The organism is Psychrobacter immobilis (assembly GCF_904846065.1).
Classification (GTDB): domain Bacteria; phylum Pseudomonadota; class Gammaproteobacteria; order Pseudomonadales; family Moraxellaceae; genus Psychrobacter; species Psychrobacter immobilis_H.
Window position 1 is genome coordinate 2,299,432 of the sequence record NZ_CAJGZV010000001.1, and the last position, 22,529, is coordinate 2,321,960.

Below are 22,529 nucleotides of genomic sequence, written 5' to 3' on the forward strand. Positions count from 1 at the left end.
TAACAAAAAGCCGCTCTGCCCATGATAATTATTATCAAATAAATCGCCTGATTTTAGCATACTTGCCATTCATTAGCACACGTCGAGCCTAGGTAAGTTGTGACTAGGGATGACACGTTTTACTATTACTTTCGATAGTAACAATATGAATATCATCTACAGGCGCTTTAGATAATAACGACCACAAAATAAATGGCGGTGTACTGCGGCGGCTCATTTGTTCTGTTATAATTTGTGATTGTATGACCACACATCGCTGTATATAGATTGAGGGATTATTATTTCAACTCATATCAGTCCATGTAATTGAAATTCTTATTATTATCCTTTATGCTCGCCGCACTTTGGTGAACGACCCTGCCCTTTTACTCTCTTTTATTGACTCACTGACCGTTTGGGCTCTTACTTTCTATGAATAAACCGCTAACCCCCAATACTGAACAGGTCAATCGTGTTTTCACCAGCCGTATTATTATCCTTGGAATTCTGATATTTATTGGATTGAGTGGCTTGATCGTGCGTTATGGTTACCTACAAGTCTATGCGCACGATAAGTATACGACGCAAGCAGACAATAACCGTATTAAGCTGATCTCTGCACCGCCCAGCCGTGGCTATATTTATGATCGCAATGGGATCATATTGGCAGACAACCAGCCCGTATTTACGGCCATGTTAAGTCCTGATGAAGTTGAAAATCCAGAGCGTACGCTAAATTTGCTTGCGCCTATTTTTGAGCTAACAGATGAAAATATTACCGATATTTTAGCGCGACTGAGTAAAAGCAAAAACGATCCTGTGACCATTAAAATTGACTTAACCGATGCCCAATTGGCGCAGTTTAGTGAGCGTAAACCCTTCTTTCGCGGTGTGACCATTCAAAGCAAGCTGACACGTTCATACCCTTATGACGAGCTATTTGCACACGTCATCGGCTATGTTGGGCGTATCAATGATAAAGAAACCAAACGCATTGACAAAGATCGCTACGCTGGCACTGACCTTATCGGTAAAATCGGTATCGAAGATTATTACGAGGACATATTGCTAGGGCAACCGGGTTATCAGTCGGTAGAAACCGATGCTCTTGGCAATATTTTGCGTCAATTAGACACTAAACCACCTGTAGCTGGTAATGACATTACGCTGAGCTTGGATTATGGCTTACAGCAAGTCGCCCAGCAGCAGCTGGACGGTCGTCGCGGCGCTATCGTGGCAATCGATCCAAAGAATGGTGATGTATTGGCGTTTGTCAGTAATCCAAGCTATGACCCCAACCCTTTTATCTCAGGCATCTCCTTTAAAGATTATGGCAATCTGCGTGAAGATTTGGATCAGCCGCTCTATAATCGTGCGCTACAAGGGACATACCCACCCGGCTCTACGATTAAACCTTTTGAAGGCTTAGGCGGCATTCATTATGGGTTGCGCAATTGGGAAACCACTATCTATGATCCCGGTTACTTTAGCTTACCAGGAGACTCACATCGATTCCGTGACTGGAAACGCGGTGGTCACGGTACGGTAGATCTCAAAAAATCTATCGTGATGTCAGTGGATACCTATTATTATAAATTGGCCTATGAGATGGGTATTCAGCGCCTACATGATTGGATGGCACGTTTTGGATTTGGTGAACCAACAGGTATTGATTTGCCCAATGAAAAATCAGGAATTATGCCGTCACCAAAATGGAAAAAAGACACCTATGATAAAGGCTGGTTGCCGGGCGAAACCATCTCAGTCAGTATCGGGCAGGGTTATTTCTTAGCCACACCATTACAGATTGCCAATGCAACCGCCATGACAGCGAACAAAGGCTATCACATTACTCCGCATCTACTAAAAAGTAGCGATGGTGCAGCACAAGTTAACGTAATCACCAAACCCGACGGTAAAATCGAATATAATGGCAAACCGTCTGACTGGCTACGTATGCACGATGCAATGGAAGAAACCGTCAAGGCAGGTACCGGACGTGGGATTTATACGCCGCGCTATCGTATTGCGGGCAAAACAGGTACTGCGCAAGTCAAGTCCATTGCACAAGGCAAACGCTATGATAAATCTGCCATAGACAAACGTCACTGGGATCACGCGTGGTTCAATGGTTTTGCACCCGTAGAAAATCCTGAGATTGCGCTTGCAGTACTGGTTGAAAATGGTGGCGGTGGTAGCGTGGTAGCTGCACCTATCGGTCGCGCACTATTTGACTACTGGATATTACAGCGCAAAAACGACCCTATCTTGCCACCAACGGCTGATCAACTAAAAGTCATCAAGCGCCAAAAAGCTTTTGAAAAATTGATGCGTGATGCCCAGCGTGAAAAAGAAGAAAAAGCGCTAGAAGAAAAGGCAGAGGTGGAAGCAGCCACAGCCACCACGACCTCTGAGTAAAAGTACGCTAAACGAGATACGGTAAATATAAATATTATGAAAAAATCTATAAGCAGCCGCGAGCATAGGAACAATCATAAGAGCAAAAATATAGCTGCGGGCGACGTGCGGATCATTGGTGGTCAGTTTAAACGCCGTGTTGTACGTTTTATCGACGCAGAGGGTCTACGTCCGACCCCAGATCGCTTGCGAGAGACACTGTTTAGCTGGTTACTTCCTGATATTCATGGCGCTTATGTGCTTGATAGCTGTGCTGGTAGCGGTGTTTTAGGTTTTGAAGCATTGTCTCGTGGTGCCGCGCACGCAACCTTTATCGAAATAAATCCTGCGCAAAGTAATATGCTGCGTCAAAGTGCTGAACAGTTACATCTGAGCGCTGATACCCATCAAATTATCCAAGGCACTGCAGAAAGAGTATTGATGCAAAAGCAGATTGTTCCGCGCCCTTTCAATATTGTATTCATCGATCCACCGTATGCTCAAGATCTGTGGCAACCTATTTTAATAGCACTGATTACCCAGTCGTTAATTGATAGTGAAACACTGATTTATCTAGAAGCAGATAAAGATTTAGAGAGCCAATTGAAACAACTGGAAGAGACGCTTAATAAAAATCCAGATATCCAATCAGGTGCTATTCAGCAAATAATCCGCTTTGAATGTGTGAAACAGACCAAGGTTGGACAAGTTGTTGCTGGACTTTATCGTTTATCATCGTCATAATTGTCGGGTTAATGCCTGCCATTAACAAATTTTACAAATGTTTAGAACCGCTAAAAACTGGCCAACGCTGCAGTTTAATGTATATAAGGCGAAAATAAACCCCAATGCAGCTTGCAAGCGTAGGCACTACTGCTTATAATGTGCAGTCTGTTTTTTGAGAGCCCCGTTCCCAGCTAAACTCTCAACGAATTCTAATTTTAAGGTTTTATCATGAAAACACTTAGTGCAAAACCAGCTGAAGTGACCCATGACTGGTATGTCGTAGATGCTGACGGCAAAACCCTTGGTCGCTTAGCCACTCAAATCGCTAGTCGCTTACGTGGCAAGCATAAGCCTTCTTTTACGCCGCACGTTGACACTGGTGACTTCATTGTTGTCATCAATGCTGATAAAATCACGGTAACGGGTAAAAAAGCGCAAGATAAAAAATACTATCGTCACAGTGGCTACCCAGGTGGTATCAAGGAAACCAACTTCAGTAAGTTGCTTGCACATAAGCCTGAAGATGTTCTACACAAAGCAGTTAAGGGTATGCTTCCAAAGGGCCCTCTTGGCTATGCGATGATCAAGAAGCTGAAGCTATATGCGGGTACTGAACATCCACATACTGCACAGCAACCTAAAGAACTAGACATCTAAGGATATACTTATGGAACGCAATTACGGAACTGGTCGCCGCAAGACGTCTACTGCTCGTGTCTTTTTAGCTAAAGGTACTGGTAGCATCGTTGTTAACGGTAAGCCACTTGATGAGTATTTTAGCCGTGAAACTTCACGTATGGTTGTTCGTCAGCCTCTAGAATTACTTGACTCACCTACTGCTTATGACCTTTACATCACTGTAAAAGGTGGCGGTATTAGTGGTCAAGCTGGCGCAATCCGTCACGGCATCACGCGTGCATTGATTGAGCTAAACGAAGCCAACAAACCTGCACTAAAAGCAGCTGGCTTTGTTACTCGTGACTCACGTCAAGTTGAACGTAAGAAATTGGGTCTACGTAAAGCACGTAAACGTCCACAATTCTCGAAACGTTAATCAAAGCTATCTCTTATCTTTTTGCGGCTGTTGTCTTTATCTCATAGCGACAGTCACAATATTAAAGAAAAGAGTAGATTTGCAAAACCTTATAAGCTGTCCGCAGCTTATAAGGTTTTTTTATGGCTGATGACTTTTGCATTTGCTCGTGATTTTGTGCGTAAACTACCTTGCAAAGCAATGCTGACTACCCCATCATGATGATAACTTTTCATTATTAGTAACAATTTTATGAAAGCGCCTGAACAATACGACCCCAGCAAACCATCTGCCAAAAGCAGCCTGCCACCACCAAGTACACAGCAGCCTGCTAAGTCCCCAGCGATACCTGCTGGCATGCCAACGATTACCCAAAATCATAAGCGCACAGCACCCATAGAAAAAAAGCCTTTTCAATGGCAGTTTTTGTTGCCTAAATATTGGGGCATTTGGCTATTAGCAGCAATGATCTTACCCATCATATATTTGCCACTACGTTGGCAGTTTTGGCTGGGACGTCAGCTTGGCATATTTATCTATAAAATAGCAGGCTCACGTCGGCGTGATACGCTTATCAATTTGAAACTGGCTTTTCCAGAAAAGCCAGACGTCGAGCGCGAATTGATGGCAAAACAAGTCTTTGTCAATCAGGGCATTGGTGTGTTTGAAACTTTATGTGCTTGGTATCGTCCAAATGTTTTTACTCGTACCGTTTCAATTTCGGGATTACAGCACGTTGTCAATGCACAGAATGAGGGTCGTCCTGTCATTTTACTGGGCGCTCATTATACGATGCTTGATTTGGGCGGCATGCTCTGTACGCAATTTTTTCCGATGGATGGGATGTATCGTCCGCAGAATAACGCGCTACTTGATTGGTTTGTTTATAATGGCCGTGCCAGTATTCTGAGCAAGCAAATAGCCAGTCGTGACATGCGCAGTTTTGTTGAGTCAATTAAAGCTGGTCACGTGATTTGGTACTCACCTGACCAAGATTATGGTCTAAAACAAGGCGTCATGGCACCATTCTTTGGTGTGCCAGCAGCGACTATTACAGCATCACGGCGCATGGCAAAATTGGGTGACAAGGCACATCCACCCGCATTAATGGCGCTGCATACTTACCGGCAGACACCAGACAGTTTACCCAAAGGCAAACGCCCGCACTATCATCTAACGATTACCCCAGAAATTCAAAACTATCCAAGTAACGATGAATTGGCTGATGCGACGCGAGTCAATGAGTTGCTAGAGGGGTTGATTCGTATTGATCCTACTCAGTGGATGTGGTTCCATCGTCGTTTCAAAAATGGTCCTGATGGTCGTACTGATATCTATAAGTAAGCGTGTATTGCTACGAAAGATCGCCAAAAAATTTGCTATACTTTGCAGCTTATATTTTTTATATTACCTACATATAAATAACAATTAATTTATAATAAATTGAAAAACGAAACTTTTATAAATAAAACCTTGATGAACCACATAATGGATTTACCATGAATAATACTCATATTTCTGATAACCAAAGTTCTGACAACCAAGCTCCTGATCACTCAACGCAAGCCAAGCGCATTTTGACGGGCATCAAACCGACGGGTACCTTGCATTTAGGAAATTACGTTGGCGCGATTCGTCCAGCCATTCAGTCTATCCAAAACAGTGATGACGAAGCATTCTTTTTTTTAGCAGATTACCATGGCATTATCGGCTGTTATGATCCTACTATTATTCATGAATCGACCAAAGCCATTGCAGCGACTTGGCTTGCCTGTGGTCTGGATCCTGAGCGCGTCACTTTTTACCGTCAATCAGATGTGCCGGAAATACCAGAGCTTGCTTGGATTTTGAACTGCTCATGTGCCAAAGGCTTAATGAATCGTGCTCATGCTTATAAAGCAGCTGTTGATATTAATATGAAAAAAGAAGATGTCGATCCTGACCAAGGTATCAACATGGGGTTATTTGGCTACCCTGTACTCATGGCAGCAGACATCTTGATGTTTAATGCCACACATGTACCTGTCGGTCGCGACCAAATTCAGCATGTTGAAATGGCACGTGATATTGCTGGTACCTTTAATCATCGCTATAAAACGCTCTTTACCTTACCATCTGCCGTTGTAGATGATGATATCCCATTATTGACGGGTTTGGATGGTCGCAAGATGAGTAAGAGCTATGGCAATACCATTCCGCTATTTGGTGATTCTAATCCACAAGTTAGCGCCGAAAAACAGATGCATAAAGCCATCATGAAAATTGTGACCAACTCACAACTGCCTTCCGAGCCAAAAGACCCTGATGACTCTGCTATTTTTGAGATTTATAAAGCCTTTGCTACTCCTACAGAAATTGCTGATATGCGCGCGCAGTTCGCCGCTGGTATCGGCTGGGGCGATGCCAAACAAGCGTTGTTTGAGAAAATAAATACGGAAATAGCACCCTTCCGCGAGCGTTATGAGCATCTTATGGCTAACCCAAAAGAGCTAGAAGAAATCTTACAAATGGGTGCAGAAAAAGCCCGTCGTCATAGCCGTAAGCAATTAGATAAGACTCGTCGTGCCATTGGTATCCGTCCACTTGCCAAACTTAAATAATCATTTGATTATGTTAACCAAGATGGATACTAAGCGTGCAGACTGAGCTAAAAAATGAACAAGCGGCTTTACCAAAAGCCGCTCTTCTTCTAACTGTACCTCAAGCCTCTGATTCTTTAGATACTAAGCGCGCACACGACGGCTCAGTTATCAATGATATGTCTTTACGCATTTACCAGACATCCGTACAACATCTACCAGAAGATCTCTATGTGCCGCCGCAAGCCTTTGCCATTTGGCTTGAGCAGTTTGCCGGACCATTAGATTTCTTGCTATATCTGGTCAAAAAAAATAACGTTGATCTGACCCAAATGCAGATATTGCCCATTACTGAGCAGTATTTGGCTTACATCAGCGAATTAGATACCGAGCATTTTGAATTGGCAGGCGATTATCTGTTGATGGCGTCCACGTTGATTGCTATTAAAACCGAGCTGTTGCTGCCCAAGCCTGAAACTCCGAGCGATGAGCGTGATCCAAAAGCAGAACTGATTGAGCGCCTTGAAGAATATGCGCAAATCAAAGTAGCCAGTCAACGCTTAGATAATCTGGTGCGTCTTGAGCGTGATGTGTTTTTGGCCATGGTCAGTATGCCCGGTCAAGACGTCATGAATGCTGAACTACCTAGCTATTCGCCAAACCTTTTGATTGACAGCCTATTTAAAATGCAACTGCAGCCCGATTATCAAATGCATACCATTAAAGCCGATGCTGTTCCCCTTGCTGATCGTATTGCCAGTATTAGCCGACAGCTCAGTACGGATGGCGAGCGCTCTTTTTATGAGCTACTAGATAAAACACAAGGTAAAATAGGTGTGGTTGTCAGCTTCGTCGCCATATTAGAGCTGATAAAACGACAGTTGGTTGGTATCGTAAATACTGATTTAGAAAGTCACCCTACCACTGACAATAATGATGCTGAAGACCGTCATATTAAACCCTTAACGTTACAGTGGTTGGCATAGTTATTATCCATCTGTCTATTCCTATAAATATCGATACACATTATCATTTAAAAAGAGTCGCTTTCTAATGACAGATACTGACAATACCAAGCAAGATCATGACAAACCATCCTCATTATCTACCGCTTTACTGTCATTGACCGATGAACAGCGACAGCATCTAGAAGACTTAAGCAAGCATATCGAAGTGCTATTACATGCGTCAGAAACGCCCCTAACCGCTACTGTCTTAAGAAAACACCTGTCTTTAACGGCTAAAGAGCTAACACAGGCTTTGGCGCTACTAAGACAGCGCTTGGATATGGGCGTGCTAAGCTTGCACGAAACTGCTAGCGGTTATCGACTACAAATCGCGAATAACTATAGTGCCTTAATTCAACGCGTCTTCCCGCAACGCCAAGAACGCCTGAGCCAAGCCTTACTTGAGACGCTTAGTGTGATTGCTTACAAGCAGCCAGTGACCCGTAGCGACATAGAGCACGTGCGCGGTGTGACGCTATCAAGCAGTATATTGCGTCAACTATTTGATAAAGGCTGGATTGAAGAGAAAGGTTACAAAGAAACCTTGGGTCGCCCAGCATTGCTACAGACCACGCCACAATTTTTAGATGCCTTTGGACTGAGTGAGTTGAGCGAGTTACCACCGATGCCAGATATGAGCGCCATCAAAGCAATGTCTTAAGCCTTTAGAGCGTGAAGCCTTTAAAAATCATTAAGCATTTAAAATATGATATAGAAGAGATTTAGCATGATTTTCCAGAGAATCTCCATTCAAAAAAAAGACAGACCACATAGGATCTGTCTTTTTTATTTAATCAATAAAGCCGTTGATTAGCCATTAATAATTGGCTCTTGCCAACGGCCTATTATTGATTGATAACATCAACACCTTTTGGTGGCGTAAACTTAAACTGACTGCTACTGATGCTTGGGTTTAGTTTGATACTACTGAATTTGATGGAAGTGGTTTGACCAAGGCTGTCATTTAGCACCATCATTACTGGTTTACCACCGCTAAAACTCATTGACAAGCTCTTAAAGCTGGCACTGTCTGATTTTGGGTACAGCACGTAGTAATTTTTATTGTCATATGGTTGGGTAATTTTGAAATTCTTGTCAATTTGGCTTGGGTCGCCTGATAACAGCAGTGCTGGTGTATTACCAACTTGGCTGTCAACGTTTTGCTTGGTCGCTTGCTCTAAATCCTTGTCATAAACCCACATGGAGTTACCATTAGCGACGATCAGTTGCTGTGATGGCGACTTTGTTTCCCAGCGGAAATTATTTGGGCGTTGTACACTCATCGTACCTGTAAAAGTACCACTGTTGGCACCTTTGGTCGTTTGGCTAAAGTTAGCCGTCATGCTTTTGGTATTTGTCAGCAGCTTGTTTAAACGTTTGGCAGCGGTCAAATTATCAGCTGGTGCAGCAGTAGCTGATTGTGTCAATACCATCATCGGGGCTGCGACACCAAGCGATGTCATTAATACACCAGCTAAAGCACCGCTCATCATTTTTTGTTTTAAAGTTTTTTTGTTGGTTAATAAAGTCATCATAAATCCTCTCTAAAAATGCATAATCGCTTAAAAATTGTCGCTTTAAAATAAGACATCTTATTAAAATTTTTGTTTTCCATAAATGTTTATCTAGCAACCATAAAACGGGTGCTTATAAACAATGACAACAGTGTGCCAGTTTTTTTATTACACGCCTAGTCATGATTTGCAATCTTTACTACCGCTGCCATACACGCTTGTAACTACTCTTTTGAGCATTTTTGTGATCATAAGTGGCTACACAATAATAAACCGCATGGATGGTGAGTTTTTTGACTATTCATTATTTCCTAACGTTATTTACTAATGTTGTTTAGCAGCATAAAGCCAATTTAGCATCCTTAACCCCTACGAAAATAACTAAAAAAAAGCCCCTACTACCAAACGGTAATAGAGGCTTTTAGTCATCGGATTATTTTAGTCTTTGACTAAAACAACCTAGATGGGCAATTATGCGCTTTCAACCATTACATAACGACGGTTGAACTTACCTTTGGTCGCAAACTTTACTACACCGTCATTCAGTGCAAATAAAGTATGATCACGACCCATGCCAACGCCTTCGCCTGCGTGGAATTCTGTACCACGTTGACGAACGATGATGTTACCAGCTGTGATAGCTTGGCCACCAAAGATTTTAACGCCTAGCATTTTTGGGTTTGAATCACGACCATTACGGCTTGAACCGGCAGCTTTCTTATGTGCCATGGGAAAATCTCCTTGTTAATTTGACTTATCGCTGATGCGATAACTCTTAAGCGTTTAGTGCACTATTTAGCAGTAATTGCTAAGTGGATAATTAGGCATTAATAGCTTTGATTTTTAACAAGGTATACCATTGGCGGTGACCTTGCTCTTTGTGATAATGCTTACGACGGTTGTGCTTAACGATACGGATTTTTTCGCCGCGACCATGTTCAACCACTTCAACTTCAACGCTAGCACCTTCAACGATAGGCTGACCGATTTTGACAGTTTCGCCGTCAACAATCATCAATACATCTTCGAATTTGATTGTTGCGCCAGTTTCTGCTTTTAGTAGTTCAACTTTAAGCAACTCATCGACAACTACACGGTGCTGTTTACCACCAGTTTTGATTACTGCGTACATTGTATGACTCCGTTTAACCCGTGTGCCGTGGCTGATGTTATACCAACGCTTTTACGACGAACACGACAGGGAAAAATTAAAGGCAAGATTTTACGGCTTTTTGCTCATAAAAGCAAGCCGTCTATCTCACTTGTTTAACTGGTTTTTGTAAGGCAGTTACACGAATAACCACCTCAATTTTTATTATATCTACTGCTGATTAGGAGCGCATCTAAGATGCTACTCCAACAAAAAAACACTATATAATAATAGCGGCTATTATAACTTATATAATCAGCGACTTACAGCCTTTTATACATCTCTTAGATGACCTTAAATGTCGCCGATAAATGACCATTGATTCTAGTGAAATTTCAGCCAATTTTTACAGTTCTTATGTCAATTTCTATATATAGTAAATCTTATTTAAAAGATAGGCGCGATGTTTTAGGCACGTTTTAACCGACAATTTAAAGGCTTAGCTATGCTATTATAGAAAATAATGCCTTATCTATCTATAAAGCCAAGGCTATAAAAAATTCTCTTTATTCTTATTAATATGACTATTTATTATGACCAGCATCCCTTCACATAAAACAGATTCAATGACTCAATCAACGCCTAATTATGCTGATATTCAAAGTATCGTGGCGGATGATTTTGAGATCATGGACAAGCAAGTATTCGGTAGTCTTAATTCCAAAGTTCAGCTGGTAATGAGCGTCTCACAGCATGTAATTAATGCTGGTGGTAAGCGCATGCGCCCGCTGATTACCTTGTTATGTGCGCGCATGTTTGAGGACAAGCCCTCAGAAAAAGCCATGCATCTAGCCGCTATTACTGAAATGCTGCATACAGCGACCTTGGTTCATGATGATGTGATTGATGAGTCAGGACAGCGCCGTGGTAAGCCGACTGCTAATGCCACATGGGATAATGCGACCGCGGTACTGGTCGGTGACTATCTGATAGCTCGTGCCTTTAATTTATTAGTTGGCTTCCAAAGCTTACCACTGTTGCAAGTATTCTCAGATGGCACCTGCGATATCGCTGAAGGCGAAGTATTACAGCTCCAGCATCAGCACAACCCTGCCGCGACAGAAGAGGATTACTTGCGCATTATTGATGGTAAAACCTCGCGGCTGTTTATGATGGCGACTCAAGGCGCTGCAATTTTACAAGACAGAATAGAGCATATGCAGGCTTTAGGCGATTTTGGTCAGCACTTTGGCAATGCTTTTCAAATTATCGATGATGTGCTCGACTATAGTGGTGATAGTGAGGTAATGGGAAAAAACCTAGGAGACGACCTTGCTGAAGGTAAACCTACCCTACCGACCATAAAAGCGCTTGAGCTGTTAAAAGACAGCGACATCGAAGGCTATGAGCAGTTGCGTGTCGCTGTACAAACTGGAAAGACACCGAACGCTGAGCAGCTTATTGAGTTAGTGCGCCGCTCAGGATCATTAGATTACTGTAAGCAGCGAGCTTGGGAAGAAACCAAGCTGGCGCAACAAGCATTGAGTACGCTACCTGACAATCGTTATCGCACAGGCTTATATCAATTGACTGAATTGGCTAGCGCGCGCTTGCTGTAGTCAGTATCGTCATAACAGCTGTCAATACTTGCGGCTAGCAGCCATTAGCTGTTGATAAAGACCATTAATGAGTAATTGTGTTAATGGTCACAGTTAATAGTTGCTAAAGTTTTTGTTTTGTTGGCAAACCTTATTTATCATTCATTAAAGACCTTACAATCTATATGGTTATGCTATTTTCACAAAAGTTTACAATTATTTCTCACTGACCATTGTATGACTGTACATTAGCTGTTAATGAAGATGGCGCTTGCCATGACAGCATTTAATGCATTCACAAAAGCTGATATTACGATTTCTAACCATAAATCCTGCGCTCAACTACTTGACTGTGGGGTTATCCCGATAGTTTATAATTACTCGTTAACTTTACTAATCAAGGTTGTGGTTTGGCTACAGCTTTGATGCTTATGATTCTTACACCGATACTTGATACTTATATCGCTATTAGAGGTTCTAATAATGATGTTTGGCTAAATTCATATTATTAAGAACAAATTTAGCCAAAAAAGTAAAGATCATTAGAATCAATACTCATTTTTATATTCAATACGCTTAGATTTATTGATAAACTTTTTATACTGTCATTACTTATTTTATACCTATTGCCGAGGACATTGATGAAGCACTCTACTCTTGCGCTTGTAATAGCATCTGTACTATCTGGAGCTGTACTGATTGGCTGTGACAAAAACGAGGACGCCGCTGGCGCAGATGCCGCACAGCAGCAGATGCCGCCTGCGGTTGTTAACGTCCAGACTGTCACGCTCGATACTGTACCCCAAGTACAGACTTTTTCTGGACGTACCACGGCTTATCAGACTGCCGACGTCCGCCCACAAGTTAATGGCGTTATTGACGAAGTATTGTTCCGTGAAGGCGGCAACGTCAAAAAAGGCCAGCCACTTTATCGTATCAATACTGATAACTACGCTTCTTCTGTCACCAGTGGTCAAGCAGCAGTGCAACAAGCACAAGCAAATTACCAGACAGCACAAGCAAATAATGCCAATGCAAAAGCCGAGCTAGCCAGCCGTCAGGCATCATTGGCACAAGCGCAAAATGATTTACAGCGCTTACAAGGCTTGGTCAGCATCGACGCCATCTCAAAGCAGCAGTATGAGCAGGCACAAACTCAAGTACGTACTGCACAAGCAGCGGTACAAAGTGCGGTCGCCGCTGTTGGACAGACACAAGCAGGCATCGAAAGTGCAAAAGCAGGCATTCAAACTGCTCAAGCGGGTTTAGATGCTAGTAACCTAGATCTTAACCGTACCATCGTACGTGCCCCGCTGTCAGGTCGTACTGACCGCTCTAGTGTCACCGCTGGTACTTTGGTCAGCGCAGGTCAGGCTGATCCGCTGGTGACTATCTCACGCTTAGATCCTATCTATGTTGATATCAGTCAATCATCCTCTGAGCTATTAAAACTGCGTCAGCAAATCGCTGAAGGCAAAGCACAAGCAGGAATGAACTCAATTGAGTTGGTATTAGAAGATGGCTCAGTCTACCCAGCACGCGGCAAGCTTGCTTTATCTGAAGCAAAGGTTGACGAGTCAACAGGCGCTGTGACCTTGCGTGCTATTTTCCCTAACAGCAATAACATCTTGCTGCCTGGTATGTATGTGACGGCACGTTTGACACAGAGCGTGATTACCAATGCTGCATTGGTACCGCAAAGCGCCGTAATGCGTACACCGAAAAGTGAGACGCAAGTTTACATTGTTGATGAGAATAATAAAATCCAAGTACGTCCTGTCACTATTAATGGCACCTATAAAGGCCAGTGGGTTGTCACTGACGGCTTACAAGCAGGGGACAAGATAGTTGTTATCGGCGGCTCAAAAGTTAAGCCTGAACAAGAGGTGGTCGTTAAGCCATTAGAGAATCCAAACCCAGCACCAGCTAAAGAAGGTGCCCCTAATGCCCAGACGCCGCCGCAAGCTGCTAAAGCGATGGATAAGCCAGCTAGCAAAGATGCCACTGCTCAGAAACCAGCAGAGTCTACCGCTAACTAATTCCATTCAAAGATAGGAAGACTAGGAATATACTATGTCACGTTTTTTTATTAATCGCCCTATTTTTGCATGGGTTATGGCTATTTTAGTCATGCTCATCGGGGTGATATCGGTCATTAACTTACCGATTGAGCAGTATCCACGTATTGCACCACCGACGATTTCAGTCAGCGCAAGCTATCCTGGTGCTAATGCTCAGACGGTTGAAGATTCAGTCGTTCAGATTATTGAGCAACGCATGAAGGGTCTTGATGGTCTGATGTATATGTCGTCATCGAGCTCCTCGAATGGTGCTGCATCCATTACGCTCACTTTCGAAAATGGTACAGATTCTGATACTGCACAGGTACAGGTACAGAACAAACTCCAAGCCGCCATGAGCTCACTACCCGAGTCGGTACAGCGTCAAGGCGTCAACGTTAATAAATCCTCTAGCAGCTTTTTAATGGTGCAAGGTTTTATTTCTGAAGATGGCAGCATGGATCGTGCGGATATCGCCGATTATGTCAACTCAAACGTTGTTGACCAGTTAAGCCGTGTGGAAGGGGTTGGTGAAGTACAAGTTTTCGGTTCTGCTTATGCCATGCGCATTTGGTTAGATCCGGCGCGCTTACGTAGCTATAACATGGTGCCAGCGGATGTGGTTGAGGCAGTACGTGCACAAAACGCCCAAGTATCTGCCGGTCAGCTAGGTCAAGCACCTGCTGATACCAGTCAACAGGTTATCAATGCGACTGTCACGGTTCAAAGCTACCTACAAACGCCTGATGAATTTAAAAACATTCTATTAAAAACTGATACTGCTGGCGCAAAAGTGCGTTTAGGTGATGTGGCAGAGGTTGAGATTGGTAGTGCAGACTACGGCGTAGTGTCGCTCTACAATGGTAAAGAAGCAGCTGGTCTTGGTATTTCATTGGCGGGTGGTGCAAACGCACTGGAAACTCGTGAAGCCGTTGGGGCTCGTATGGCAGAGCTGGAAGCAAACTTCCCAGCAGGTCTAACATCCGTTATCCCTTATGACACCACACCATTTGTGCGCTTGTCTATCGAACAAGTGGTTATGACACTGCTTGAGGCAATTGTTCTCGTATTTATCGTTATGTTCGTTTTCTTACAGAACTGGCGTGCGACTATCATTCCTACTCTTGCCGTACCTGTCGTACTACTTGGCACCTTCGCTGTGCTTTACATCGCTGGTTTTAGTATTAACGTCTTGACCATGTTTGCCATGGTACTATCCATCGGTCTGTTGGTCGATGATGCGATCGTCGTCGTCGAAAACGTCGAGCGTATCTTGGAAGAAGATCCTGATATCTCTATTAAGGATGCTACCGTACAATCGATGGGCGAGATTAGTAAAATCGTTATTGGTATTGCGCTGATTCTATCCGCCGTATTCGTACCGATGGCATTCTTCGGTGGCTCAACAGGTGTGATTTATCGTCAGTTCTCTATCACCTTGATTACCAGTATGGTGCTATCGGCCTTAGTAGCGCTTATCTTTACCCCTGCCCTTTGTGTGACCTTACTCAAGCGTAGCAAGAGCCATGATAAAGGCAATACAGAAGAGCAAAAAGGCTTCTTTGGTTGGTTTAACCGCTCGTTTTATAAAGTCAGTCGTAGTTACGAGAATTTAGTTGGCAAAAGTTTCCGCTTGAAGTGGCTATACTTAATTCTTTATGCTGCCATTATCGGTATTATGGCAGTAGTATTCTTACGTATTCCCGGCTCGTTCTTACCAGAAGAAGATCAAGGTATTATGTTTACCTTGGTTCAGTTACCTGCTGGCGCGACGCTTGATGAAACGCAAGAAGTGCTCGATAAAGTCAGTGATTATTACAGTACCCAAGAAGGCGATAATATCGCTTCAGTCTTTACGATCGCAGGTTTCAGTTTTGCAGGACAAGGGCAGAATATGGGACTGGCCTTTGTACGTTTATCTGATTGGGCTGATCGTCCCGGTGAAGAAAACACTGCACAGGCTGTCGCTGATCGCGCCATGGGTTACTTCTTTACCCAATTAAATGAAGCACAAGTATTTGCGATTGTACCGCCAGCCATTACCGAACTTGGTAACGCCAGTGGTTTTGACTTAATGATTCAAGACACCGGTAACCTTGGACATGAGGGTCTACTCGAAGCACGTAATATGCTGCTTGGCATGGCTGCGCAAAACGACAAAGTCGCGGGCGTTCGTCCAAATGGTCAAGAAGATGCACCGCAGTTAAAAGTGAATATTAATCAAGAGCAGGCCGCTGCTTATGGCTTGTCACTTGCTAGTATTAATAGCGTTATTTCTACCGCTTGGGGCTCAAGTTATATTAATGACTTCGTCGATCGCGGGCGTATTAAACGCGTCTTTGTTCAAGGTGAACCAAGCAGCCGTACTAATCCTGAAGATATTGCTAAATGGTATGTACGCAACGATGTAGGTGAAATGATTTCATTTGATGCGTTCTCTAGCAGCGAATGGCAATCTGGCTCACCGCGTCTGACCCGTTATAACAGCTTACCATCGATGAATATTCAAGGTAGTGCTGCACCCGGTCTAAGTACGGGTGAAGCGATGAGTTCTATGGAAGCAATGATGGAGAATCTGCCTGAAGGTGTGGGCTATGAGTGGACGGGTATGTCACTTGAAGAGCAAAAGTCAGGTGCACAAGCGCCGATGCTATACGCGCTTTCAATCTTGGTGGTATTCTTATGTCTAGCAGCCTTGTATGAAAGCTGGTCTATCCCCTTCTCGGTGCTATTGGTCATTCCACTTGGGGTATTAGGTGCAGTCATCTTTACTTGGCTACGTGGCTTTAATAACGATATTTATTTGCAGGTAGGTCTACTCACAGTCGTTGGTCTATCCGCTAAAAATGCTATCTTAATCATTGAGTTTGCAAAAGAGCACCAAGAGGAAGGCTATAGTCTGAGAGAAGCCGTTATGACAGCAGCGCGTCAACGTTTGCGCCCGATTATCATGACCTCGCTTGCCTTTGGACTAGGTGTTGTGCCATTATTTATCGCCACAGGTCCTGGTTCAGGCAGTCAAAATGCCATTGGTACCAGTGTACTAGGTGGCGTCGTGACCGCGACATTGTTAGGTATCTTCTTTATTCCCATGTTTTATATTTGGGTACGTAGTATGTTCCCGTACAAATACGAGAATAATAAACCAAATGATAAAGATGATGATAATAGTACGCCTGACCCGCAAAACCCAACGCCTTCTGAGAATTATCAGCCTGCAAGCTTTGGAGACAATACACAATGAGTGCTCAGAAAACATATAACACCAACTCAGCAGCGGTAGCAAATATTGCTATCACTGCGCAACCAGCATGCTCACATATGCGCAGAAATGCTGGTCGCCTAATCGGCTTGACCGTTTTAGCGATGAGCATGGCTGCTTGTAACACGATTCCAAAAGCAGATATGCGCCCTGTGCTTGCTGAGCCAAATATCCCTATCGAACAAACCTATGGGGCATTCGATAAAGAAACGGTTAGTAGCGCTGATCAAGCAAGTATTGCGGGTCAACGCTGGCAGAATTTTTATAGCGATGAGCGTTTAAAGGGCTTGATTGCTTTAGGGTTAGAGAACAACAAAGATTTTGAAAGTGCTCGTTTAGCAATCGAGAAAGCACGCGCACAGTATCAAATTACTGATCTTAATGATCTACCAGCGATTAATGGTAATGGTGGATACACGCGTCAAGCACAAAATAGAACCGACAAAAACCCCAATAGTGGTTATAACGTCAACCTAGGCTTGGCTAATTACGAGTTGGACTTTTGGGGCAAAATTGCTAGCTTAAAAGATCAAGCGCTACAGAATTTCTTAGCCACTACAGCGGCCAAAGATTCGACCCAAATCAGCTTGATTAGTAACATCGCTCAGAGCTATGCCAACTTGAGCTATAGCTTAGCGCAGTTAAAGCTGGCAGAAGCGACGGTTGAAAGTCGTGAAAAGTCTCTGTTTATCGCTGATAAACGCTTTGAAGCCGGCATTGATCCGAAGCTGCCATCTTTGCAAGCCAGTGCGTCATTAGAAAATGCCAAACTTGCTGTCCTACGGGCACAAAGCAGCATTTTAAAATCACGTAACGCCTTGCAATTCTTGGTGGGTGGACCGATTCCAACCAATCTAATTCCAACACCAGCAGTCAGCAACATCACTAGCCAGCAGATATTTAGTGCAGGCTTACCAAGTGAGTTGCTACGTTATCGCCCAGATGTACTGCAAGCAGAATACAACCTAAAAGCCGCTGGAGCCAATATCGAAGTGGCACGCGCGTCTTATTTCCCATCTATCAGCTTAGCCAGTAGCATTGGGGTTAGTAGCGGCAGTTTAGATGACTTATTCAAAAGCGGCGCTGTCGGTTGGTCGTTTGGTCCAAGCATTAGCGTGCCTATCTTTGACGCTGGTCGCTTAGACGCCAATTATGATGTGGCTAAAATTGAGCGTGAACAAACGCTCGCAGGCTACGAGAAATCTATCCAAACCGCATTCCGTGAAGTGTCAGACGTACTCGCGACACGAGCCACACTGGGTGAGCAGCTCGAAGCACAATACCGTCTACAAGATAACTTTGAACAAACATTCCAGATAGCAGATGCACGCTTTAAAGCAGGTATTGCCAACTATCTAGATGTGCTAGATGCACAGCGTTCATTGTTCTCAACGCAGCAAGGTATTTTGGATTTAGAGCTACAAAAAATTGTGAGCCAAGTCGAGCTATACCAAGTGCTGGGTGGCGGTGCTAATCTGGATGTACCAACGGCGATTCCTGTACCGCATAAAAACTTAGTGCAACTAGTGAATCTACCGGCCAATAGCAATAAAGCAAAAGCGGCAAATGCTATCGATGCGGCTAGCTCAGCGCGAGTTGCTTCTACACAAGAAGCAAACGCCATTAAACAAGCGCAACCATCGGAAACGGCCACCTTTGAGCCAACCGCTGTCGTTGACGTCAATAATGATGGTAAAAAAGATGCTGCCGTAGGAGTCGTTACCAAACAGACGACGTATAACGAAACCAGCGTTGAGCAAGTACCGGTCACGCAGATCGTTGAGCCTTAAACACTCATAAATAGTGTGAGGTAATCTCCTTCACATTGATAGTCGATAAGTACAAAAAGCCCTACCGACTTGGTAGGGCTTTTTGCTTTTGTAAGGCGCTTTTAGTTATAGTAGAGAAATTAGCTTACACATACTTTTATCCACTTATTAATGTCCGTGATATAAAAAAACATATGCTTCAAAACAGCTTATTTAATCAAGCTGATAAATAACAATGACTAAAATCTAATGAGGACAAATCATGACTTATACCTTTAATCGTCAATTCCCTGAAACTCGTCTACGTCGACTACGCTACAACGATAACGTACGCGCGATGATTCGTGAAGTTGAGCTGCATCCTAAGCACTTTATAGCTCCTGTCTTTGTACTAGAAGGCAAAAACAAGCGCGAAGCAATCGCTAGTATGCCAGGCGTCGAACGCTTGTCGATTGACCTGCTGATCAACTATGCCAAAGAATTATTAAGCGAGGGCGTCACCACTATCGACATCTTCCCTGTTATCGATAATTCCTTAAAAACACCCGACGGTAAATCAGCTTATGATGAAAATGCCCTTACTGCTCGTACCGTCAAAGCGATCAAAGATGCTGTGCCTGAAATGGTGGTAATGACCGATGTGGCGTTGGATCCTTATACCTCACACGGTCAAGATGGACTGCTGGATGACTCAGGTTATGTCGTTAATGATGCAACGGTCGAAGTATTGGTCAAGCAAGCATTGGTACACGCTCGCGCTGGTGCTGATATCATCTCGCCTAGTGATATGATGGATGGCCGTATCAAAGCCATGCGTGACGCCTTTGAAGCCGAAGGCTTTGTGAATACCGCTATTATGGCTTACTCTGCCAAATATGCTTCTGCATACTATGGCCCGTTCCGTGATGCAGTCGGCAGTGCTGGCAACCTAAAAGGCGGACACAAGAAACAGTACCAGATGGATTTCGGTAATCGTGCTGAAGCATTGCACGAAGTGGCGATGGACATAGCCGAGGGTGCAGACATGGTGATGATTAAGCCGGGTCAGCCGTATCTAGACCTTATTCGCGAAGTTAAAAATACCTTTGGCGTACCGACCTTTGCTTATCAAGTGTCTGGCGAATATGCCATGCACATGGCTGCGATTCAAAATGGTTGGCTAACCGACGCGGTGATTTTAGAATCGTTGATTGGTTTCCGCCGTGCGGGCGCTGATGGAATTTTGACGTATTTTGCGCTAGAAGCCGCTCGTCAGTTGAATAATGCGTAATATAAATTAAGCAGCTTTTTATTTATACCGTCAATCTATCGCGCCAACTGTGATCCATCAGCTGGCGCGATTTTTATTGGTTTTATTTTAAAACTTCACTAAAAATTATAACCGTTTACGCTCGTGTGGCTCATTAAAATCAAGCACTGGACCAACAGGAATAATACGCGTGGGATTGATATTGGCATGGCTAGTATAATAATGCGCCTTTATATGCTCGATGCTTACCGTTTCTGCAATACCTGGTACTTGATATAAATCACGCAGATAACCCCAAAGATTGGGATAATCAACAATGCGGCGAATATTACATTTAAAGTGTCCGACATATACCGCATCAAAACGCACCAGCGTAGTAAATAAGCGCCAATCCGCCTCAGTAATCGTATTACCTAGCAAATAACGCTGGTCTGTCAAACGTGCCTCTAGCGTCTCTAATGCATCGAATAGCTCCGTCACTGCTTCTTCGTAAGCCTCTTGTGTGGTTGAAAATCCTGCTTTATAGACGCCATTATTGACCGTAGAATAAACGAGCTCATTAACTGCATTAATTTCTGCTAATAACTCGGTTGGTAAAAAATCACCTGCTAGTGCCCCAACCTCATCAAAAGCTGAGTTAAACATACGAATGATCTCAGAGGACTCATTACTGACGATGGTATCGGTTTTTTTGTCCCATAATACTGGCACCGTCACCCGTCCTGTATAGTCAGGCTTTGCCGCCGTATAAATCTCATATAAGTAATTCGCATTTACAATAGGATCAGCTATCACGCCTGCGCCCTCTGCAAACGTCCAGCCCTTGTCGCCCATAAATGGATGCACCACTGACAACGAAATCAGGTTTTGCAAACCCTTTAGCTGACGGTAAATGATGGTACGATGTGCCCAAGGACATGCAAGCGAGATATATAAATGATAGCGATCAGCTTCGGCTTTAAAACCGCCAACACCTGATGAGCCTGCGCTGCCATCGACCGTGACCCAATTTCTAAAACCGGCATCTTCTCGCTCAAAGCGTCCACCGCTCGCCTCTGTGTCATACCATTTGTCTTGCCATTGACCATCAACCAATAGACCCATAACACTCTCCTCAACATTCTATTTTGATATAATTTTTGTGAACTATGAGTACTGTGAAACTATTATCACAATCCTCACTTTATTTTGAGAATGATGATACCAGTTATATATCACCTAGCTATTAGGGTTTGTAGTTCTACTGACAATAAAAAATAAACCAATTTCAATCACTATTTAATATAACTACATAAAAAAATATTAAAAGTCACTTAATATAAAGTGTGATAATCATTATTATGCTAATAAAAAAATTTATTAGAAATAAAGCTTGCAAAGTCTCAAAAACTTGATAGAATACTCAACCTAAATAGGCGTATAGCTCAGTTGGTTAGAGCGCTACCTTGACATGGTAGAGGTCAGCAGTTCGAGTCTGCTTATGCCTACCAAATATTTAGAAAGCCCCAATCTCACGATTGGGGCTTTTTTTGTCCGTGAAATATGGGCTGTCCACCCAATAAAAAGATCACCATGAATAGTATTAGATTTTGCAGTAGCGTCATGACAGAACTGCCCTTGATCCATGTAAGCAATCCAACGCCTCACCATTCCCCAGTTGCGCGGTGGAATATTGAATACATACTTCCTGAGTAATGATCATAAGTCCATCACAGCGGTAGCGCCAATACCGATTAATATTATAAAAACGACGTTATCCATGATGACTCTCTTACTGGTTTCAGTATCAATATGATGATTGCATACAATTTTAAGTCCAGAGGGCATTATGGATATTTCGCAGGGTGCTAAACAGTCTGGTGTTCCTGCTTCAACGTTACGATTTTATGAGAAAAAATACCTAATTCGCTCTGTTGGTCGGCAAGGTATCCGCCGAGTTTTCAGCAAAGATATATTAGAGCGTCTGGCCTGAATTGCTTTAGGACGTGTTGCAGGGTTTTCATTGGATGAGATTACTGGGATATTAGGGTCTGAAAAAACCCTAGATGTTGATCGAGATTTGTTGCTGAACAAAGCCTCTGAACTGGATGAAACGATTCAAAAATCAAGCGCTATGCGTGATTGGCTGCAACTTGCGGCAACTTACACAGCGCCTAGCCACTTGGAGTGTCCGAGGTTTTGACGTCTAATGAATCTAGCAGCCACTGGCGCTATTAAAGGTAACACCTTGCATAAATAAGCAATAGAGCTGATTCTATTAGGTGAT

At 43.4% G+C, this 22,529-nt stretch carries 19 protein-coding genes, 1 tRNA gene and 1 pseudogene; 16 read left to right on the top strand and 5 right to left on the bottom strand.

All coding sequences use genetic code 11. The annotated features are described in order from the left end of the window. Positions 1-411 precede the first annotated feature (411 nt). The 8 genes from mrdA (at position 412) to scpB (ending at position 8,382) form a co-directional block, all read left to right on the top strand. Complete coding sequence (gene mrdA, locus JMW64_RS09465; protein WP_087815528.1) at positions 412-2,397, top strand: penicillin-binding protein 2; 1,986 nt, start codon at positions 412-414, stop codon at positions 2,395-2,397. A gap of 36 nt (positions 2,398-2,433) precedes the next feature. Then, positions 2,434-3,120, top strand: coding sequence for a 16S rRNA (guanine(966)-N(2))-methyltransferase RsmD (gene rsmD, locus JMW64_RS09470; protein ID WP_201554399.1), 687 nt, complete (start codon positions 2,434-2,436; stop codon positions 3,118-3,120). Between the two features lie 210 nt (positions 3,121-3,330). Beyond that, positions 3,331-3,759: a 50S ribosomal protein L13 gene (gene rplM / locus JMW64_RS09475; RefSeq protein WP_045447009.1), complete on the top strand. Its 429-nt coding sequence runs from the start codon at positions 3,331-3,333 to the stop codon at positions 3,757-3,759. A gap of 10 nt (positions 3,760-3,769) precedes the next feature. Beyond that, on the top strand, positions 3,770-4,156 hold the full coding sequence (rpsI, locus tag JMW64_RS09480) for a 30S ribosomal protein S9 (RefSeq protein WP_045451158.1): 387 nt from the start codon (positions 3,770-3,772) through the stop codon (positions 4,154-4,156). Between the two features lie 231 nt (positions 4,157-4,387). Next, positions 4,388-5,479 carry an LpxL/LpxP family acyltransferase gene (locus JMW64_RS09485; protein ID WP_201540045.1) on the top strand — a complete coding sequence of 364 codons (1,092 nt, stop codon included), beginning with the start codon at positions 4,388-4,390 and terminating at the stop codon, positions 5,477-5,479. Positions 5,480-5,634: 155 nt separating this feature from the next. Further along, on the top strand, positions 5,635-6,735 hold the full coding sequence (locus JMW64_RS09490; RefSeq protein WP_201554401.1) for a tryptophan--tRNA ligase: 1,101 nt from the start codon (positions 5,635-5,637) through the stop codon (positions 6,733-6,735). Between the two features lie 158 nt (positions 6,736-6,893). Then, positions 6,894-7,700, top strand: a complete 807-nt coding sequence (locus JMW64_RS09495; RefSeq protein WP_201555107.1) for a segregation and condensation protein A — start codon at positions 6,894-6,896, stop codon at positions 7,698-7,700. 130 nt (positions 7,701-7,830) lie between these two features. After that, positions 7,831-8,382 (top strand): SMC-Scp complex subunit ScpB, encoded by a 552-nt coding sequence (gene scpB, locus JMW64_RS09500; RefSeq protein ID WP_227694244.1) that lies wholly within the window; start codon positions 7,831-7,833, stop codon positions 8,380-8,382. A 184-nt stretch (positions 8,383-8,566) separates the two neighbouring features. On the opposite strand, the gene lolA is transcribed toward scpB, so the two are convergent. From lolA to rplU, 3 genes are all read right to left on the bottom strand, one after another. Beyond that, on the bottom strand, positions 8,567-9,253 hold the full coding sequence (lolA, locus tag JMW64_RS09505) for an outer membrane lipoprotein chaperone LolA (protein WP_201555109.1): 687 nt from the start codon (positions 9,251-9,253) through the stop codon (positions 8,567-8,569). A 453-nt stretch (positions 9,254-9,706) separates the two neighbouring features. Further along, complete coding sequence (rpmA, locus tag JMW64_RS09510) at positions 9,707-9,964, bottom strand: 50S ribosomal protein L27 (RefSeq protein ID WP_055123782.1); 258 nt, start codon at positions 9,962-9,964, stop codon at positions 9,707-9,709. A gap of 91 nt (positions 9,965-10,055) precedes the next feature. Continuing rightward, the gene (rplU, locus tag JMW64_RS09515) at positions 10,056-10,367 is read right to left on the bottom strand and encodes a 50S ribosomal protein L21 (protein ID WP_010199185.1); all 312 of its coding nucleotides are present in this window, start codon (positions 10,365-10,367) and stop codon (positions 10,056-10,058) included. A gap of 551 nt (positions 10,368-10,918) precedes the next feature. Between rplU and JMW64_RS09520 the strand changes: the two genes are divergently transcribed. The 5 genes from JMW64_RS09520 (at position 10,919) to hemB (ending at position 20,284) form a co-directional block, all read left to right on the top strand. Continuing rightward, entirely contained in the window at positions 10,919-11,944 is a 1,026-nt protein-coding gene (locus tag JMW64_RS09520) for a polyprenyl synthetase family protein (protein ID WP_227675969.1), read from the top strand. Positions 11,945-12,564: 620 nt separating this feature from the next. After that, entirely contained in the window at positions 12,565-13,962 is a 1,398-nt protein-coding gene (locus JMW64_RS09525; RefSeq protein ID WP_201554405.1) for an efflux RND transporter periplasmic adaptor subunit, read from the top strand. Positions 13,963-13,996: 34 nt separating this feature from the next. Next, positions 13,997-17,227: an efflux RND transporter permease subunit gene (locus JMW64_RS09530; protein WP_201554406.1), complete on the top strand. Its 3,231-nt coding sequence runs from the start codon at positions 13,997-13,999 to the stop codon at positions 17,225-17,227. Beyond that, a complete protein-coding gene (locus JMW64_RS09535) occupies positions 17,224-19,035 on the top strand; it encodes an efflux transporter outer membrane subunit (RefSeq protein ID WP_201554407.1) in 1,812 nt (603 codons plus the stop codon). The genes JMW64_RS09530 and JMW64_RS09535 overlap by 4 nt, the downstream gene beginning before the upstream one ends. Positions 19,036-19,276: 241 nt before the next feature. After that, the gene (gene hemB, locus JMW64_RS09540; protein ID WP_055123778.1) at positions 19,277-20,284 is read left to right on the top strand and encodes a porphobilinogen synthase; all 1,008 of its coding nucleotides are present in this window, start codon (positions 19,277-19,279) and stop codon (positions 20,282-20,284) included. 105 nt (positions 20,285-20,389) lie between these two features. On the opposite strand, the gene JMW64_RS09545 is transcribed toward hemB, so the two are convergent. Next, entirely contained in the window at positions 20,390-21,367 is a 978-nt protein-coding gene (locus JMW64_RS09545) for a glutathione S-transferase family protein (protein WP_201554422.1), read from the bottom strand. A 309-nt stretch (positions 21,368-21,676) separates the two neighbouring features. Between JMW64_RS09545 and JMW64_RS09550 the strand changes: the two genes are divergently transcribed. Further along, a tRNA-Val gene (locus JMW64_RS09550) sits at positions 21,677-21,753 on the top strand. On the opposite strand, the pseudogene JMW64_RS14275 reads toward JMW64_RS09550, so the two are convergent. Continuing rightward, positions 21,704-21,946 (bottom strand): annotated as a pseudogene (locus JMW64_RS14275) (DUF2938 family protein); the annotation flags it as partial. The gene JMW64_RS09550 and the pseudogene JMW64_RS14275 sit on opposite strands and share 50 nt — an antisense overlap. 145 nt (positions 21,947-22,091) lie before the next feature. Here JMW64_RS14275 and JMW64_RS14170 point away from each other — a divergent pair. Beyond that, positions 22,092-22,235 carry a MerR family transcriptional regulator gene (locus JMW64_RS14170; protein WP_265089806.1) on the top strand — a complete coding sequence of 48 codons (144 nt, stop codon included), beginning with the start codon at positions 22,092-22,094 and terminating at the stop codon, positions 22,233-22,235. Beyond that, positions 22,236-22,445 (top strand): MerR family DNA-binding protein, encoded by a 210-nt coding sequence (locus JMW64_RS14280; RefSeq protein WP_406947503.1) that lies wholly within the window; start codon positions 22,236-22,238, stop codon positions 22,443-22,445. Positions 22,446-22,529 lie beyond the last annotated feature (84 nt).

Coding starts and splice junctions, on each gene's coding strand:
- rsmD (WP_201554399.1), top strand. CDS start 2,434: ATGAAAAAATCTATAAGCAGCCGCGAGCATAGGAACAATCATAAGAGC.
- JMW64_RS09485 (WP_201540045.1), top strand. CDS start 4,388: ATGAAAGCGCCTGAACAATACGACCCCAGCAAACCATCTGCCAAAAGC.
- rplU (WP_010199185.1), bottom strand. CDS start 10,367: ATGTACGCAGTAATCAAAACTGGTGGTAAACAGCACCGTGTAGTTGTC.
- JMW64_RS09520 (WP_227675969.1), top strand. CDS start 10,919: ATGACCAGCATCCCTTCACATAAAACAGATTCAATGACTCAATCAACG.
- JMW64_RS09525 (WP_201554405.1), top strand. CDS start 12,565: ATGAAGCACTCTACTCTTGCGCTTGTAATAGCATCTGTACTATCTGGA.
- JMW64_RS09535 (WP_201554407.1), top strand. CDS start 17,224: ATGAGTGCTCAGAAAACATATAACACCAACTCAGCAGCGGTAGCAAAT.
- JMW64_RS09545 (WP_201554422.1), bottom strand. CDS start 21,367: ATGGGTCTATTGGTTGATGGTCAATGGCAAGACAAATGGTATGACACA.
- rplM (WP_045447009.1), top strand. CDS start 3,331: ATGAAAACACTTAGTGCAAAACCAGCTGAAGTGACCCATGACTGGTAT.
- JMW64_RS09495 (WP_201555107.1), top strand. CDS start 6,894: ATGTCTTTACGCATTTACCAGACATCCGTACAACATCTACCAGAAGAT.
- mrdA (WP_087815528.1), top strand. CDS start 412: ATGAATAAACCGCTAACCCCCAATACTGAACAGGTCAATCGTGTTTTC.
- rpmA (WP_055123782.1), bottom strand. CDS start 9,964: ATGGCACATAAGAAAGCTGCCGGTTCAAGCCGTAATGGTCGTGATTCA.
- rpsI (WP_045451158.1), top strand. CDS start 3,770: ATGGAACGCAATTACGGAACTGGTCGCCGCAAGACGTCTACTGCTCGT.
- JMW64_RS14170 (WP_265089806.1), top strand. CDS start 22,092: ATGGATATTTCGCAGGGTGCTAAACAGTCTGGTGTTCCTGCTTCAACG.
- JMW64_RS09530 (WP_201554406.1), top strand. CDS start 13,997: ATGTCACGTTTTTTTATTAATCGCCCTATTTTTGCATGGGTTATGGCT.
- JMW64_RS09490 (WP_201554401.1), top strand. CDS start 5,635: ATGAATAATACTCATATTTCTGATAACCAAAGTTCTGACAACCAAGCT.
- lolA (WP_201555109.1), bottom strand. CDS start 9,253: ATGACTTTATTAACCAACAAAAAAACTTTAAAACAAAAAATGATGAGC.
- hemB (WP_055123778.1), top strand. CDS start 19,277: ATGACTTATACCTTTAATCGTCAATTCCCTGAAACTCGTCTACGTCGA.